Raw genomic sequence first — 13,680 nt, 5'->3', positions numbered from 1 at the left:
AGCAGCAGCAATTTAACGGGGAGTTGGTGTCCGGTTTTGAAGGGGCAAGTCCACAGCCGGTTTCGCTGATTTGGGATGGTGACCTTTAAGAACGAAGAATCAGAACTGAGCTTCCAGGGTTTAGCGCTGCGGAGCGAGTGAGGAAAAACGCCCTAATCGCCCGGAAACAGGGCGTTTGGCAAGGCTATCTGACATGCAAAAAAGCGGAGAAAAGAAGAAAAATATCAGACAGGACTGGTGCCAAAGGCTGCGCGAAAAAGGGCCAAAAGCGGCGTAAACTCACAGGAAAACAGGATGATCTCCCGCAAATGTCCCTACGCGTAAAAAAGCCGAACTGGCTAGAGTTCGGCTAAGTTACTGATAAATATGGTCGGGACGGAGTGATTCGAACACTCGACCCCTAGCACCCCATGCTAGTGCGCTACCGGACTGCGCTACGCCCCGACTAGGCGTGAAACCTGTTCCTCATCTCGAGGAACGCTCAAGAATATATCGCAAGCTTTTGAAAACTGGAAGTATTTAAAAGCAGGAATTTATTTCTTGAGTACCACCAGAACATCTTCGAGTTCGGCAATCATCTGGCGGATCATTTGTTTGTATTGAGTGGTGTCGTCTTTGGCTTCATCGCCGGAAAGGCGCAGGCGCGCTCCGCCGATGGTGAACCCCTGGTCGTAGAGCAACGCGCGGATCTGCCGGATCATCAGCACATCCTGGCGCTGATAGTACCGGCGATTTCCGCGGCGCTTGACGGGGTTGAGTTGAGGAAACTCCTGCTCCCAGTAGCGCAGCACGTGCGGTTTTACCGCACAAAGCTCGCTGACTTCACCAATGGTGAAGTAGCGTTTGCCTGGGATGACGGGAAGCTCGTCGTTATGACTTGGTTCCAGCATAAGCCTCAACTCGGGCCTTCAACTTCTGCCCTGGACGAAAGGTGACCACACGGCGAGCCGTGATCGGGATTTCTTCTCCCGTTTTCGGATTGCGGCCAGGCCGCTGGCGTTTGTCACGAAGGTCGAAGTTGCCGAAACCGGACAACTTCACCTGTTCGTTGTCTTCAAGAGCGTGCCTGATTTCTTCAAAGAACAGCTCGACCAATTCCTTGGCCTCCCGCTTGTTCAGGCCCAGCTCTTCATACAGACGTTCCGCCATCTCAGCTTTCGTCAAAGCCCCCATACGTCACTTCCTTAACGTGGCGTTCAACCTTTGTTCGAGCGAGGTGAGGATGTTTTGCGTCGTGGTATTCACCTCATCGTCATTAAGAGTGCGCGATGGATGCTGCCAGGTCAAGCCAACTGCAAGGCTTTTTCTATGCGGATCAATACCTTTACCCTGATACACGTCAAATAGCCTGAGGTCCGTCAGCCATTCGCCTGCATTTTCACGGATTACGTCCAGTACGGCACTGGCTGCAACGTCTTTGTCCGCCAGCAGCGCAAGGTCACGACGCACTTCAGGAAAGCGCGACAACTCGCTGAATTTAGGCATTTTGCCCAACGCCACTTCGGCCAGCACCAGCTCGAAAACGAAGACCGGACGGTCGAGACCGAGGGTTTTCGACAATTCAGGGTGGATAGCGCCGATGTAACCGACTACGCGACCCTCACGCTCGATGCGCGCGGTTTGACCCGGGTGCAACGCAGGGTGGCTGCCCGGTACAAACGTGAACGAATCCAGTGCGCCAGCAAAGCCCAGCACCGCTTCCACATCGGCTTTGACGTCGAAGAAGTCCACGGTATCGCGACCTTGGGCCCAGCCTTCCGGCAGACGGCCGCCGCAGACCACACCAGCCAGCATCGGCTCTTGCTTCAGGCCTTCCAGCTGACCGACGAAACGCAGACCGCTTTCGAACAGACGGACGCGGTCTTGTTGACGATTCAGGTTGTGCTGAAGCGCCTTGACCAGACCCGGCCACAGAGACGAACGCATGGCAGCCATGTCGTTGGAGATCGGGTTGGCCAGCAACAGAGGCTCGACACCCGGGTTGAACAGTTCGAACTGCTTCGGATCGATGAAGCTGTAGGTGATCGCTTCCTGATAACCACGAGCCACCAGCAGGCGGCGCAGTTCAGGCAGATCGCTACGCGCTTCAGCCTTGGCTTGCGGTGCCAGACGGGCTTGCGGGTAACGAACCGGCAGACGGTTGTAACCGTACAGACGGGCCAGCTCTTCGATCAGGTCGACTTCCAGGCTGATATCGAAGCGATGGCTTGGCACTTCAACGCGCCACTGCCCTGCCCCGTCCGCGGAAATCTTCAGGCCCAAAGCGCTGAGCAGACGCTCGACTTCGGCTGAATCCATTTCCATACCCAGCATCTGGGTGATGCGCTGGGCACGCAGGGTGACCGGAGCAATCGACGGCAGGTGCTGCTCGCTGACGGTTTCGATGATCGGACCAGCTTCGCCGCCGGTAATTTCCAGCAGCAGGCCAGTGGCGCGCTCCATGGCTTCACGGGCCAGTTGCCAGTCCACGCCACGCTCGTAGCGGTGCGAGGCGTCGGTGTGCAGGCCGTAGGAACGAGCCTTGCCAGCAACGGCGATCTGATCGAAGAAAGCGCTTTCCAGGAAGACATCGCGAGTGGTCGCGGAAACACCGCTGTGCTCGCCACCCATCACACCAGCAATCGCCAAGGCGCGGGAGTGGTCGGCAATCACCAGCGTATCGCTACGCAGGCTGACTTCCTGACCGTCGAGCAGCACCAGCTTCTCGCCTTCTTCGGCCATACGCACGCGGATGCCGCCATTGATTTCGGCGAGATCGAAAGCGTGCAGTGGTTGACCCAGTTCCAGCATCACATAGTTGGTGATGTCGACGGCAGCGTCGATGCTGCGCACGTCAGCGCGGCGCAGACGCTCGACCATCCACAGCGGCGTAGGCTTGGACAGGTCGACGTTACGGATCACGCGACCCAGATAACGCGGGCAAGCGGCGGGTGCCAGAACCTCAACCGAACGCACTTCATCATGCGCGGCCGGAACGCTGGCAACGACCGGGCGTGTGACTTCGGCAGCATAGAGCGCACCAACTTCACGGGCCAGACCGGCCAGGGACAGGCAGTCGCCGCGGTTCGGGGTCAGGTCGACCTCGATGCTGGCGTCGTCCAGGCTCAGGTATTCACGAATGTCCTGACCGACCGGCGCATCGGCCGGCAATTCCATCAGGCCGTCGTTGCCTTCACCGATCTGCAATTCGGCTTGCGAGCACAGCATGCCGTTGGACTCAACGCCACGCAGCTTGGCTTTCTTGATTTTGAAGTCGCCTGGCAGTTCGGCACCGATCATGGCGAACGGGATCTTCAGGCCCGGGCGCACGTTTGGCGCGCCGCAAACTACCTGGAAGGTCTCCGCGCCATTGCTGACCTGGCAAACACGCAGCTTGTCGGCGTCCGGGTGCTGCTCGGTGCTCAGCACCTCGCCCACCACCACGCCACTGAATTCACCGGCGGCCGGCGTAACGCTATCGACCTCAAGACCGGCCATCGACAGACGAGCAACCAGCTCGTCGCGACTTACCTGCGGGCTTACCCAGCCGCGCAGCCATTGTTCACTGAATTTCATCCTGCTCTCCTAAGAATTCGTTACGACTAGCGAAATTGCGCGAGGAACCGCAAGTCGTTGTCGAAGAACAGACGCAAGTCGTTCACGCCGTAACGCAGCATGGCCAGACGTTCAACGCCCATGCCGAAGGCAAAGCCCGAAAACTCTTCCGGGTCGATCCCGGACATGCGCAACACGTTCGGGTGAACCATGCCGCAGCCCATCACTTCCAGCCAGCCAGTCTGCTTGCAGACGCGGCAGCCTTTACCGCTGCACATCACGCATTCCATGTCGACTTCGGCGGACGGCTCGGTGAACGGGAAGTACGAAGGGCGGAAACGCACTGCCAGTTCTTTTTCGAAGAACACGCGCAGGAACTCTTCGATGGTCCCTTTCAGGTCGGCGAAGTTGATGTCGCGATCGACCAGCAGGCCTTCGACCTGATGGAACATCGGCGAGTGGGTGATATCGGAGTCGCTGCGGTACACACGGCCTGGGCAGACGATGCGGATCGGCGGCTGTTTCGATTCCATGGTGCGGACCTGTACCGGCGAGGTATGGGTGCGCAGCAACATGTTGGCATTGAAATAGAAGGTGTCATGCATCGACCGGGCCGGGTGATGGCCTGGGATGTTGAGCGCCTCGAAGTTGTGATAGTCGTCTTCGACCTCAGGGCCTTCGGCGATGCCGTAGCCGATATGGGTGAAGAACTGTTCGATACGTTCCAGAGTGCGAGTAACCGGATGCAGACCACCCGAGGTCTGACCACGGCCAGGCAGGGTCACATCAATGGACTCGGCGGACAGTTTGGCGGCCAGGTCGGCCTCTTCAAACAGTGCCTTGCGCGCATTGAGAACCTCTGTGACACGCTCCTTGGCAACGTTGATCAGGGCGCCGACTTGCGGACGCTCTTCTGCCGGCAAATTCCCCAGGGTCTTCATCACCTGAGTCAATTCACCCTTTTTGCCAAGGTAGTGAACCCGGATTTGCTCCAGGGCATTGATATCTTCAGCGCTTTGCACAGCCTCTAGTGCTTGAGAGACCAGCGCATCCAGGTTTTCCATGTACAGACTCCAGATACAAAATAGGGGAAGAGCTTGAAGGCTCTTCCCCTATTTATGACGTTTAACACCTGAGCCCACAAAGGTGAGCCCGGGTGACTGTCGGGGGTACTTAAGCCAAGGTGGCTTTAGCTTTCTCGACAATCGCAGCAAACGCCGCTTTTTCGTTCACTGCCAGATCAGCCAGAACCTTACGGTCGATCTCGATGGACGCTTTTTTCAGGCCTGCGATGAAACGGCTGTAGGACAGACCGTTGATACGTGCACCAGCGTTGATACGAGCGATCCACAGAGCGCGGAACTGACGTTTTTTCTGACGACGGTCACGGTAGGCGTATTGGCCTGCCTTGATTACCGCTTGCTTGGCAACACGGAATACGCGCGAGCGAGCGCCGTAGTAGCCTTTAGCAAGTTTCAGAATTTTTTTGTGACGTTTACGGGCAATGACGCCACGCTTTACACGAGCCATGAGTTACTTCCTCTATTCTTAACCAAAAATTAACGAAGGCGCAGCATGCGCTCGACTTTTGCCACGTCAGACGGATGCAGCAAGCTGCTACCGCGCAGTTGACGCTTACGCTTGGTCGACATTTTGGTCAGGATGTGGCTCTTGAAAGCGTGCTTGTGCTTGATACCGTTAGCAGTTTTCAGAAACCGCTTAGCAGCACCACTTTTAGTTTTCATCTTTGGCATGTTCGGATACTCCGCATTCAGTTGATAAACATAATCGCAAGGCCTGCCGTGCCCTGTTGATTACTTCTTCTTTTTCGGGGCGATGACCATGATCAGCTGGCGTCCTTCCATCTTAGGATGCTGTTCGACCGAACCGTACTCGAGCAGGTCACCTTCAACCCGCTTGAGGAGTTCCATCCCCAGCTCCTGGTGGGCCATCTCACGGCCGCGGAATCGCAAAGATACCTTGGCCCTGTCCCCGTCACTCAGGAAACGTACCAGGTTGCGCAGTTTTACCTGGTAATCCCCTTCCTCCGTCCCTGGACGAAACTTGATTTCTTTTACCTGAATCTGCTTCTGGTTCTTTTTCGCTGCGGCAATCTGCTTCTTCTTTTCGAAGATCGATTTGCCGTAATCCATCACACGGCAAACCGGTGGGATTGCGTCGGCGGAAATTTCCACCAGATCCAGTTTGGCTTCTTCAGCAATACGAAGCGCTTCATCAATCGAGACGATGCCAATCTGCTCGCCGTCAGCGCCAATTAACCGAACCTCGCGTGCCGAGATATTCTCGTTGATCGGGGCTTTCGGTGCAGCTCGTTTATCTTGTCTCATTTCACGCTTAATAATAATTACTCCGAATCTGGGCGACCACGCCGGGAAACCGCTTGCGCGAGGAACTCAGCGAACTGGGCGACGGGCATCGAGCCCAGGTCAGCACCTTCACGAGTACGCACAGCGACAGTCTGCATCTCGACTTCCCGATCTCCAATAACCAAGAGATAGGGAACCTTGAGCAAAGTATGCTCGCGGATTTTAAAGCCGATCTTTTCATTTCTCAAGTCAGACTTGGCACGAAAACCGCTTTGATTGAGAGTTTTTTCAACTTCAGCGGCAAAATCTGCCTGTTTATCAGTGATATTCATGATCACTGCCTGAGTCGGAGCCAGCCACGCAGGGAACGCGCCCTCGTAATGCTCGATCAGAATCCCGACGAAACGCTCGAAGGAACCCAGGATCGCCCGGTGCAACATAACCGGGTGCTTGCGACTGTTGTCTTCGGAGACGTATTCGGCTCCCAGACGGATCGGCAGGTTAAAATCGAGCTGCAAGGTACCACATTGCCAGACACGACCGAGGCAATCTTTTAGCGAAAACTCGATTTTCGGACCGTAGAAAGCACCCTCGCCTGGCTGCAGGTCGTATTCCAGGCCCGCACTATCAAGGGCTGCGGCCAGCGCAGATTCTGCGCGATCCCACAATTCATCGGAACCGACGCGTTTTTCCGGACGAGTGGACAGCTTCATTTCGACGTCTGTAAAGCCAAAATCGGCGTAGACATCCATGGTCAGCTTGATGAACGCAGCGGATTCGGCCTGCATCTGCTCTTCGGTGCAGAAGATGTGTGCATCGTCCTGGGTGAACCCACGCACGCGCATGATGCCGTGCAACGCGCCGGACGGCTCGTTACGGTGACAAGCACCGAACTCGGCCAGACGCATTGGCAGTTCGCGGTAGCTTTTCAGGCCCTGGTTGAACACTTGCACGTGGCAAGGGCAGTTCATTGGCTTGATCGCGTAGTCGCGGCTTTCCGATTGCGTGGTGAACATGTTCTCGGCGTAGTTGGCCCAATGCCCGGATTTCTCCCACAGGCTACGGTCAACCACCTGCGGAGTCTTGATCTCCAGGTAGCCGTTTTCACGCTGGACCTTACGCATGTACTGCTCGAGCACCTGGTACAGGGTCCAGCCGTTCGGGTGCCAGAAAACCATGCCCGGCGCTTCTTCCTGGGTATGGAACAGGCCGAGACGCTTGCCGATCTTGCGATGGTCGCGCTTTTCGGCTTCTTCGATACGCTGGATGTAAGCCGCCAGTTGCTTCTTGTCAGCCCAGGCAGTGCCGTAAACGCGCTGCAATTGCTCGTTCTTGGCATCGCCGCGCCAGTAGGCGCCGGACAGCTTGGTCAGCTTGAAGGATTTCAGGAAGCGGGTGTTCGGCACGTGCGGACCGCGGCACATGTCGACGTATTCTTCGTGATAGTACAGGCCCATGGCCTGCTCGTTCGGCATGTCCTCGACCAGGCGCAGCTTGTAGTCTTCGCCGCGGCTGGTGAACACGTCGATCACTTCGGCGCGCGGAGTGACTTTCTTGATAACGTCGTAATCTTTTTCGATCAGCAGGTGCATGCGCTGTTCGATCGCCGCCAGGTCGTCCGGAGTGAAAGGACGCTCGTAGGCGATGTCGTAATAGAAGCCTTCATCGATGACCGGACCGATCACCATTTTCGCCGTCGGGTACAGCTGCTTGACCGCGTGGCCAATCAGGTGAGCGCAAGAGTGGCGAATGATCTCCACCCCCTCTTCATCCTTGGGCGTGATGATTTGCAGGGTCGCGTCGCTGTCGATGACATCGCTGGCGTCAACCAGCTTGCCGTTGACCTTGCCGGCCACGGTGGCCTTGGCCAGACCGGCACCAATGGATGCGGCGACCTCGGCTACGGAAACCGGATGATCGAAGGAACGTTGACTGCCGTCGGGAAGAGTAATAGTGGGCATGGCGCCTCCTCTCCTAGTGGTGACCCCTACCAAAGGTCACGTGGGTTGGGATGAGCAGCCAGTACGCGATTCAGTCCAGGCCATTCTATAATGAACGCCTGCCTTACAGCGGCAGGAGCCTTGCGGCCAACCGGGAACCGAACCAGAGTGACTGGAGATCAAATCAGGGTTATTCGGGGATTGGCCGCTACTGGAGAACAGATCATCCAGAGCCTGAAAATACCCGAGCGCTGGATCCTAGCACAGATGAACGGTCGTCGCCGCGACCTTGTTTGGCCAACGCCGAATTCAGGGCTTTTGCATCAAAAAGTGAACTTGAGATGTACGGCCCACCTCAAATAGGCTGAGAATCGCCACACATTATCGACCTCACGGAGTTCCAGCTATGCGTCTTATCCGCCTTATCGCCCTTGCTTCCCCACTGATCATGCTGCTCCCGCTGAGCGCGCAGGCTGCCTGGCCTGCCGGGGTTCGCGAAAGCTATATGAAGGATTGCGTTTCCGCCGCCAGTCAGAGCGTCGACCAGAAGTCCGCCGAATTGCATTGCGCTTGTGGCGCGGACAAGCTCAACGAGAAGTTTACAACGGCCGAAATCAGCGAGCTGATGAGCAAGACAAAACAGCCGAGTGCGGAGCTGCGCACCAAGGCGCTGAACGCCATTCAGGAATGCAGAGTCAAGAAATAAGCCGCTGGAGGGCTAAAAACAACGGCCCTGGCGAGTAGAAAACAGCTGAAAAACCACTATTTCAGACAAATTACGCAGCTTTTACAGCTTTTTTTACAGGACATGTATTTGGCTGCAAGCCTTTTAAACCGGGGCTTACAGCCATACACAGCGACAAAGAACAGGCGATACGAAGGCAAACAGCACGTCCGGGGGGCTCCCAAATCGAACATTTCGACTATGATACTCCGGTGTGCCCAGTTGGCCTGAGCAGCACAGTACTACTGAAAATATATGTTTCTTGGAGATACACCATGTCTAATCGCCAAACCGGCACCGTTAAATGGTTCAACGATGAAAAAGGCTTCGGCTTCATCACTCCTCAAGGTGGCGGTGACGACCTGTTCGTACACTTCAAAGCTATCGAAAGCGACGGTTTCAAAAGCCTGAAAGAAGGCCAAACCGTTTCCTTCGTGGCTGAGAAAGGCCAAAAGGGTATGCAAGCTGCACAAGTTCGCCCAGAGTAATTTCCTGGCGCACTAAAAAAACCCCGTCCATGTGACGGGGTTTTTTATGAGCGAAACAAAAGCCTGAAGCGATTAGCCGCAGTTGACCCGGGTAATCACCAGGTTGGCGTCGGTGTTGAGGTTCAAACGATCCGAACGGTATTCCAGAGTGATCATGTCGTTTGGCCTGAGGACTCGTGCAGTCTGCGACCCGGAACGCACGCGGGCCTGTTCCAGCAACTCTGGCGAAGCCTTTTTGCCAATGGTGAATTCGGCAGCCTTTGCCTCACAACGACCGTTACCGGCCCCGGCTACCACAGGGTCTTTTGCCGACTCGGAGGTACTGCTGCAACCCGCCAACATGACAGCGGCCAGCAAAGTACCCAATGACGCGAGCTTCCAAGGCATGACGCCTCCTTTTCAATAGTTGAACTGAATTCGTGCGACAGCCGTTTGGGCGTTTGGTTTCATGGTCAGTGCCATCCCCCGCCTTCAAAGCCGTCAAACACGCAAGTTTGCCTGAGCTATCCCCTGCTGTTCAGTGCGCAATCGTGACTGAATATGAGCAGGCTCAGTAGATATCGATGTAATCAAAGGGTGGTTTCGGCCAGTTCTGTTTCAATGCGTTGAATATCTGCATGACCCAGACCTCATCACTGGCGGCAACCATGCCTACATACCCGGAGCCCTTGGCCCACGTCTCAAGGCGAAACAGCAGCCCGTCGATATCCGTTCCGCCGACAACACCTGACGAAATGTAGGCAATACCTGACTTGCTGACCCGCAACTGGGTATGCGTATCGTCGCTGGCAGACGCCAGCAGCTGGCGCACAGCCTCAAGCGTCAAGCCGTCCGGGGTATTCAAATCGATCTGCACAGCACTGTCCTTGAAATCTACAAAGTCCAAGTGTCGCATAGCCCTCCGTTCATGCCTAAGTCGGAGTGCCAAAAGCTGCGCAAGGTGGTTAACTCAACAGACAGATTTCCCGACCTCGCGAGACACTTATGACCACCGTGACCATCGACGCCGATATCAAAGTCAGCTGGCCCCAAGGCCACAGCTCTTACAGCCCCAGCACCCCGGAAGAGCTGGCAATCATTGGCATAGACCTGTTGGTCAAGGACCTGGGCACGAAAGCCGCTCAACAGTTCATCGAGCAGGTATTCGAGAAGTACCCCATCGACGATATGGGCGCCGCCCACACGTAAAGGGAGTAAAACCCCGCAGGCTGGCACCTGCGGGGACATAATTTACTTGAGACGGGCGAGACGCGCAGTCAGCAAGTCAAAGAAGCCCTGAGCATCGCCGTTCGTGACCCAGAACGCGTTCTTCGGAGCTTTCAGGCCGTCGTACCAGTCAACGACGGTCTGGCCAAAGGTCGGCCCTTCGCGACTATCGACCACCACATTCACCGCACGACCGGTAAACAGTTCAGGCTTGAGCAGGTACGCGATCACCGTGGCGTCATGCACCGGGCCACCAGGAATACCGTAGTGCTCCATGTCGCCTTTGACGTATTCGTTGAGAATATCGCCCACCAGTTTGCTGGCGTTGTTGTTCAGCGCAGCAATCTGCTTCAGGCGAGCTTCACTGGTCAGAATCTTGTGGGTGACGTCCAGCGGCAGATAGGTCAGCTTGACGCCGCTCTTGAGGACGACTTCAGCTGCCTGCGGGTCAGCAAACAGGTTGAATTCAGCGACCGGGGTAATGTTGCCGCCATTGAAGTGCGCGCCCCCCATGATCACCACTTCCTTGATGCCCTGGGTGATTTCCGGATCCTGAATCAGCGCCAACGCCAGGTTGGTCTGCGGCCCGAGCATTGCGATAGTGATGCTGTGAGGCTTGGCCGCGCGCAACGTGTCAATCAGGTAACTGACCGCATCGCCTTTGGCCAGACCTTTCTTCGGCTCGTGCACCGTGACACCCGACAGGCCTTCCTTGCCATGAATGTTCTCGGCATAGATCGGCGTGCGCATCAACGGTTTCGGAGCGCCCGCATACACCGGCACCTCTTCACGCCCTGCCCACTCGCGGGCCAGCCGTGCATTGCGCGAGGTTTTGTCCAGGCGCACGTTACCGGCAACGGTAGTCAGGGCGCGAATGTTCAGTTCTTCGGGCGATGCCAGGGCAAACAGCAGCGCCACCACGTCGTCGGCACCTGGATCGGTGTCGATGATCAGATCAATCTTTTCCGCCGCGTGGGCGCCTGTAGCGGTGAGCAAGGACAAAAGCAGCAGACTCCGGATCAGGTGATGCAGTCGTTGAGCATAGCGGTGCATAGCGCACTCCTTGTGCGTGGGTAAATCGAATCGGGATATGGCGGACTAGAAAGTCACCCCTGCGACCAGCACGATGTTGCAGTACGGCTGACATTCGCCCGTACGAACAATCGCCCGCGCTTGTCGGCTAAGGACTTTAAATTCTTCATGACTCAGCAACCGCCGCTGACCCATCGCGGCATTGGCCGTCAGCTCGTCGATCGCCTGCAGCGTCGGCGGCTGCTTGAGCAGGATTTCTTCGGCCAGCACATGGCTTTCCACCTGCATTTCACTGAGTACGACGCGCAAGGTACTGACGAAGTCCGGAATGCCCGGGGTCAACGCCAGGTCGATCAACTCAACGCCGGGCGGCACCGGCAGACCGGCATCGCCAATCACCAGCATGTCGCCATGACCCAGAGAGGCAATCAGCCGCGACAACGCGATATTGAGCAAGGGTGTTTTTTTCATGATGCTTTGCAGGCCTGTACGTCTGACAAGGAAGGAATCGAGGGTTGCGCACCGGCCCGCGTCACCGATAAAGCGGCGGCGACCTGACCAAAACGAATGGCCTCGACTTCGCTTTTGCCTGAGGCCAAGGCCGCGGCAAAACCGCCGACAAAGGTGTCGCCGGCCGCGGTAGTGTCGACCGCCTTGACCTTCGGCGCCGGAAAATGCGTAACACTTTGTCCGTCGGCAAACAATGAACCCTGGGGGCCCAGCGTGATGATGACCTTACCGGCACCAGCGGCGATCAATCGGCTCGCGGCCAGCTCGGCGCTCTCCAAAGAATCCACCGGCAAACCACTCAGGGCCGAAGCTTCGCTTTCATTGGGGATCAGATAATCGATTGACGAATACCAGTCGGCCGGCAATGGGCTCGTTGCCGGCGCCGGATTCAGGATCACCGTCTTGCCCAGCTCACGACCACGCTTGAGAACATAACCAACCGTGTGCATCGGCACTTCCAGCTGACAGATGATCACGTCGGCCGCCGCAAGCACCGCATCAAACCCCGCGACCATGCCAGGTGTCAGCTGACCGTTGGCACCCGCAACGATAACAATCGCATTCTGGCTGTTGTCATCGACCACGATCAGCGCCACGCCGCTGGAGCCCCCGACCGATGTCAGCGCCTGACAATCGATCTGTTCTGCCAGCAGCGCTGCGCGCAACTCCTCACCATAAGCATCGTCACCCACGCAGCCGATCATCGACACCTGCGCACCCAGCCGGGCAGACGCTACCGCCTGATTAGCGCCCTTGCCGCCCGACACAGTGGCAAACGACTCGCCATGCAGCGTTTCTCCGGCATGCGGCAACCGCTGGGCGCGGGTCACCAGGTCCATGTTCAGACTGCCTACAACCACTACTTTTGCTGGCATACATCCCTACTCATCAATTCGCTTCAGCGGTATTGGTCGAATACGCCGGCCGGCGGCGCGGTCGACTCTCGCATGACAATGCTGGGCTTCACGATCCGCTGATCGGTCGCCAGTTCAGGTGTCCCGATCCGTCGCAACAGTACCTCCGCAGCCATTTCGCCAAGCTGCAGGATCGACTGGCCAACGGTGGTCAGCGCCGGATATACATAACGGCTCATCTGGATATCGTCGAAACCGATGACCGAAAGCTCGCTCGGCACCCGGATATTGCGCTCGGCGGCGGCCCGCAGTACGCCGATACCAATCATGTCGTTGCCGGCAAAAATTGCGCTGGGCGGATTCTTTTCCAGCAACATTGTCGCCGCGTTGTAACCGCCAATGCTGGTGAAGTCACTTTCGAGCATCCATTTTCCCGGCACTTCGACGCCTGCCTCTTTCAAGGCCCGGCAGTAACCTGCCAGACGCATCTGCGCCACACTGGTATGTGCCGGGCCGCCAATAGTGGCGATGTCGCGATGGCCCAGTTCGAGCAAATGCCGGGTCGCAAGATAAGCACCGTATTCATGATCGATGCGCACCATGTCCGCATCGAGTCCCTCCAACCCACGGTCGACGATCACCATCGGCGTGCGCACGCCCGCCAGCCCTTGCGCCAACCCGCTATCGCCGCCGGCGGACGCGACAATCAGCCCGTCGATGCGTTTTTCCAGCAGCACACGCAGGTAACTGCGCTGCTTGTCCGGGTTGTCATCGGAGTTGCAGAGGATCACGCAATAACCGTTACGCTCGCAGTAATCCTCGATACCACGGGCCAATTCCGCGAAGTACGGGTTGAGACTGTTGGGCACCAGCAAACCGATAGTCGCGGTGGTTTTCGCTTTGAGCGAGCGCGCCACGGCACTGGGCACGTAATCCAGGCTTTTGATCGCAGCCTCGACCTTGAGCCGAACCTCTTCACTGACCGGCCGGGTCTTGTTCACCACGTGGGAAACCGTGGTGTAGGAAATCCCCGCGAGCGCTGCTACATCCTTGATCGTTGCCATG

At 57.0% G+C, this 13,680-nt stretch carries 17 protein-coding genes and 1 tRNA gene; 3 read left to right on the top strand and 15 right to left on the bottom strand.

Translation table 11 applies throughout. The features are described 5' to 3' along the window. Positions 1–367: 367 nt before the first annotated feature. From BK658_RS26075 to thrS, 9 genes are all read right to left on the bottom strand, one after another. Positions 368–444 (bottom strand) — tRNA-Pro (locus tag BK658_RS26075). A gap of 89 nt (positions 445–533) precedes the next feature. After that, on the bottom strand, positions 534–890 hold the full coding sequence (locus BK658_RS26070) for a MerR family transcriptional regulator (RefSeq protein WP_003179985.1): 357 nt from the start codon (positions 888–890) through the stop codon (positions 534–536). Next, positions 871–1,173, bottom strand: coding sequence for an integration host factor subunit alpha (gene ihfA, locus BK658_RS26065; RefSeq protein WP_002553164.1), 303 nt, complete (start codon positions 1,171–1,173; stop codon positions 871–873). Before ihfA ends, BK658_RS26070 begins: the two co-directional genes overlap by 20 nt. Positions 1,174–1,176: 3 nt before the next feature. After that, positions 1,177–3,555 (bottom strand): phenylalanine--tRNA ligase subunit beta, encoded by a 2,379-nt coding sequence (gene pheT, locus BK658_RS26060; RefSeq protein ID WP_123584795.1) that lies wholly within the window; start codon positions 3,553–3,555, stop codon positions 1,177–1,179. A 26-nt stretch (positions 3,556–3,581) separates the two neighbouring features. Continuing rightward, positions 3,582–4,598, bottom strand: a complete 1,017-nt coding sequence (gene pheS / locus BK658_RS26055; RefSeq protein WP_007905876.1) for a phenylalanine--tRNA ligase subunit alpha — start codon at positions 4,596–4,598, stop codon at positions 3,582–3,584. A 109-nt stretch (positions 4,599–4,707) separates the two neighbouring features. Continuing rightward, the gene (gene rplT / locus BK658_RS26050; protein WP_007905879.1) at positions 4,708–5,064 is read right to left on the bottom strand and encodes a 50S ribosomal protein L20; all 357 of its coding nucleotides are present in this window, start codon (positions 5,062–5,064) and stop codon (positions 4,708–4,710) included. A 29-nt stretch (positions 5,065–5,093) separates the two neighbouring features. Beyond that, on the bottom strand, positions 5,094–5,288 hold the full coding sequence (gene rpmI / locus BK658_RS26045) for a 50S ribosomal protein L35 (protein ID WP_002553160.1): 195 nt from the start codon (positions 5,286–5,288) through the stop codon (positions 5,094–5,096). Between the two features lie 60 nt (positions 5,289–5,348). Beyond that, on the bottom strand, positions 5,349–5,900 hold the full coding sequence (infC, locus tag BK658_RS26040) for a translation initiation factor IF-3 (RefSeq protein ID WP_173860028.1): 552 nt from the start codon (positions 5,898–5,900) through the stop codon (positions 5,349–5,351). Beyond that, entirely contained in the window at positions 5,900–7,822 is a 1,923-nt protein-coding gene (thrS, locus tag BK658_RS26035) for a threonine--tRNA ligase (protein ID WP_123584794.1), read from the bottom strand. Before thrS ends, infC begins: the two co-directional genes overlap by 1 nt. A 385-nt stretch (positions 7,823–8,207) precedes the next feature. On the opposite strand from thrS, the gene BK658_RS26030 reads away from it, so the two are divergent. Together BK658_RS26030 and BK658_RS26025 are read left to right on the top strand one after the other, a co-directional pair. Next, entirely contained in the window at positions 8,208–8,507 is a 300-nt protein-coding gene (locus tag BK658_RS26030) for a hypothetical protein (protein ID WP_123584793.1), read from the top strand. A gap of 293 nt (positions 8,508–8,800) precedes the next feature. Then, on the top strand, positions 8,801–9,013 hold the full coding sequence (locus BK658_RS26025) for a cold-shock protein (protein WP_003179963.1): 213 nt from the start codon (positions 8,801–8,803) through the stop codon (positions 9,011–9,013). A 72-nt stretch (positions 9,014–9,085) separates the two neighbouring features. Here BK658_RS26025 and BK658_RS26020 read toward each other — a convergent pair whose 3' ends face one another. Next, positions 9,086–9,400 carry an I78 family peptidase inhibitor gene (locus BK658_RS26020; RefSeq protein WP_123584792.1) on the bottom strand — a complete coding sequence of 105 codons (315 nt, stop codon included), beginning with the start codon at positions 9,398–9,400 and terminating at the stop codon, positions 9,086–9,088. 163 nt (positions 9,401–9,563) lie between these two features. Further along, positions 9,564–9,869, bottom strand: coding sequence for a hypothetical protein (locus tag BK658_RS26015; protein ID WP_123584806.1), 306 nt, complete (start codon positions 9,867–9,869; stop codon positions 9,564–9,566). Between the two features lie 128 nt (positions 9,870–9,997). Here BK658_RS26015 and BK658_RS26010 point away from each other — a divergent pair, with 128 nt between their 5' ends. Beyond that, positions 9,998–10,201 carry a hypothetical protein gene (locus tag BK658_RS26010; RefSeq protein ID WP_054596657.1) on the top strand — a complete coding sequence of 68 codons (204 nt, stop codon included), beginning with the start codon at positions 9,998–10,000 and terminating at the stop codon, positions 10,199–10,201. A 42-nt stretch (positions 10,202–10,243) separates the two neighbouring features. On the opposite strand, the gene BK658_RS26005 is transcribed toward BK658_RS26010, so the two are convergent. Genes BK658_RS26005 through BK658_RS25990 form a run of 4 tightly spaced genes read right to left on the bottom strand, consistent with a single transcriptional unit; the run spans position 10,244 to position 13,679 of the window. Continuing rightward, positions 10,244–11,272, bottom strand: coding sequence for a nucleoside hydrolase (locus tag BK658_RS26005; protein WP_123584791.1), 1,029 nt, complete (start codon positions 11,270–11,272; stop codon positions 10,244–10,246). A gap of 45 nt (positions 11,273–11,317) precedes the next feature. Then, positions 11,318–11,722: a D-ribose pyranase gene (gene rbsD / locus BK658_RS26000; protein WP_123584790.1), complete on the bottom strand. Its 405-nt coding sequence runs from the start codon at positions 11,720–11,722 to the stop codon at positions 11,318–11,320. Then, positions 11,719–12,636 (bottom strand): ribokinase, encoded by a 918-nt coding sequence (gene rbsK, locus BK658_RS25995; protein ID WP_123584789.1) that lies wholly within the window; start codon positions 12,634–12,636, stop codon positions 11,719–11,721. The genes rbsD and rbsK overlap by 4 nt, the downstream gene beginning before the upstream one ends. A gap of 23 nt (positions 12,637–12,659) precedes the next feature. Next, positions 12,660–13,679, bottom strand: coding sequence for a LacI family DNA-binding transcriptional regulator (locus BK658_RS25990; RefSeq protein ID WP_123584788.1), 1,020 nt, complete (start codon positions 13,677–13,679; stop codon positions 12,660–12,662). Between the last annotated feature and the right edge of the window lies 1 nt (position 13,680).

The sequence above is a fragment of the Pseudomonas brassicacearum genome, assembly GCF_003732175.1.
GTDB lineage: Bacteria > Pseudomonadota > Gammaproteobacteria > Pseudomonadales > Pseudomonadaceae > Aquipseudomonas > Aquipseudomonas brassicacearum_G.
Note: the sequence above shows the minus strand (reverse complement) of the source record. Positions and strands in the feature narration are given on the sequence as shown.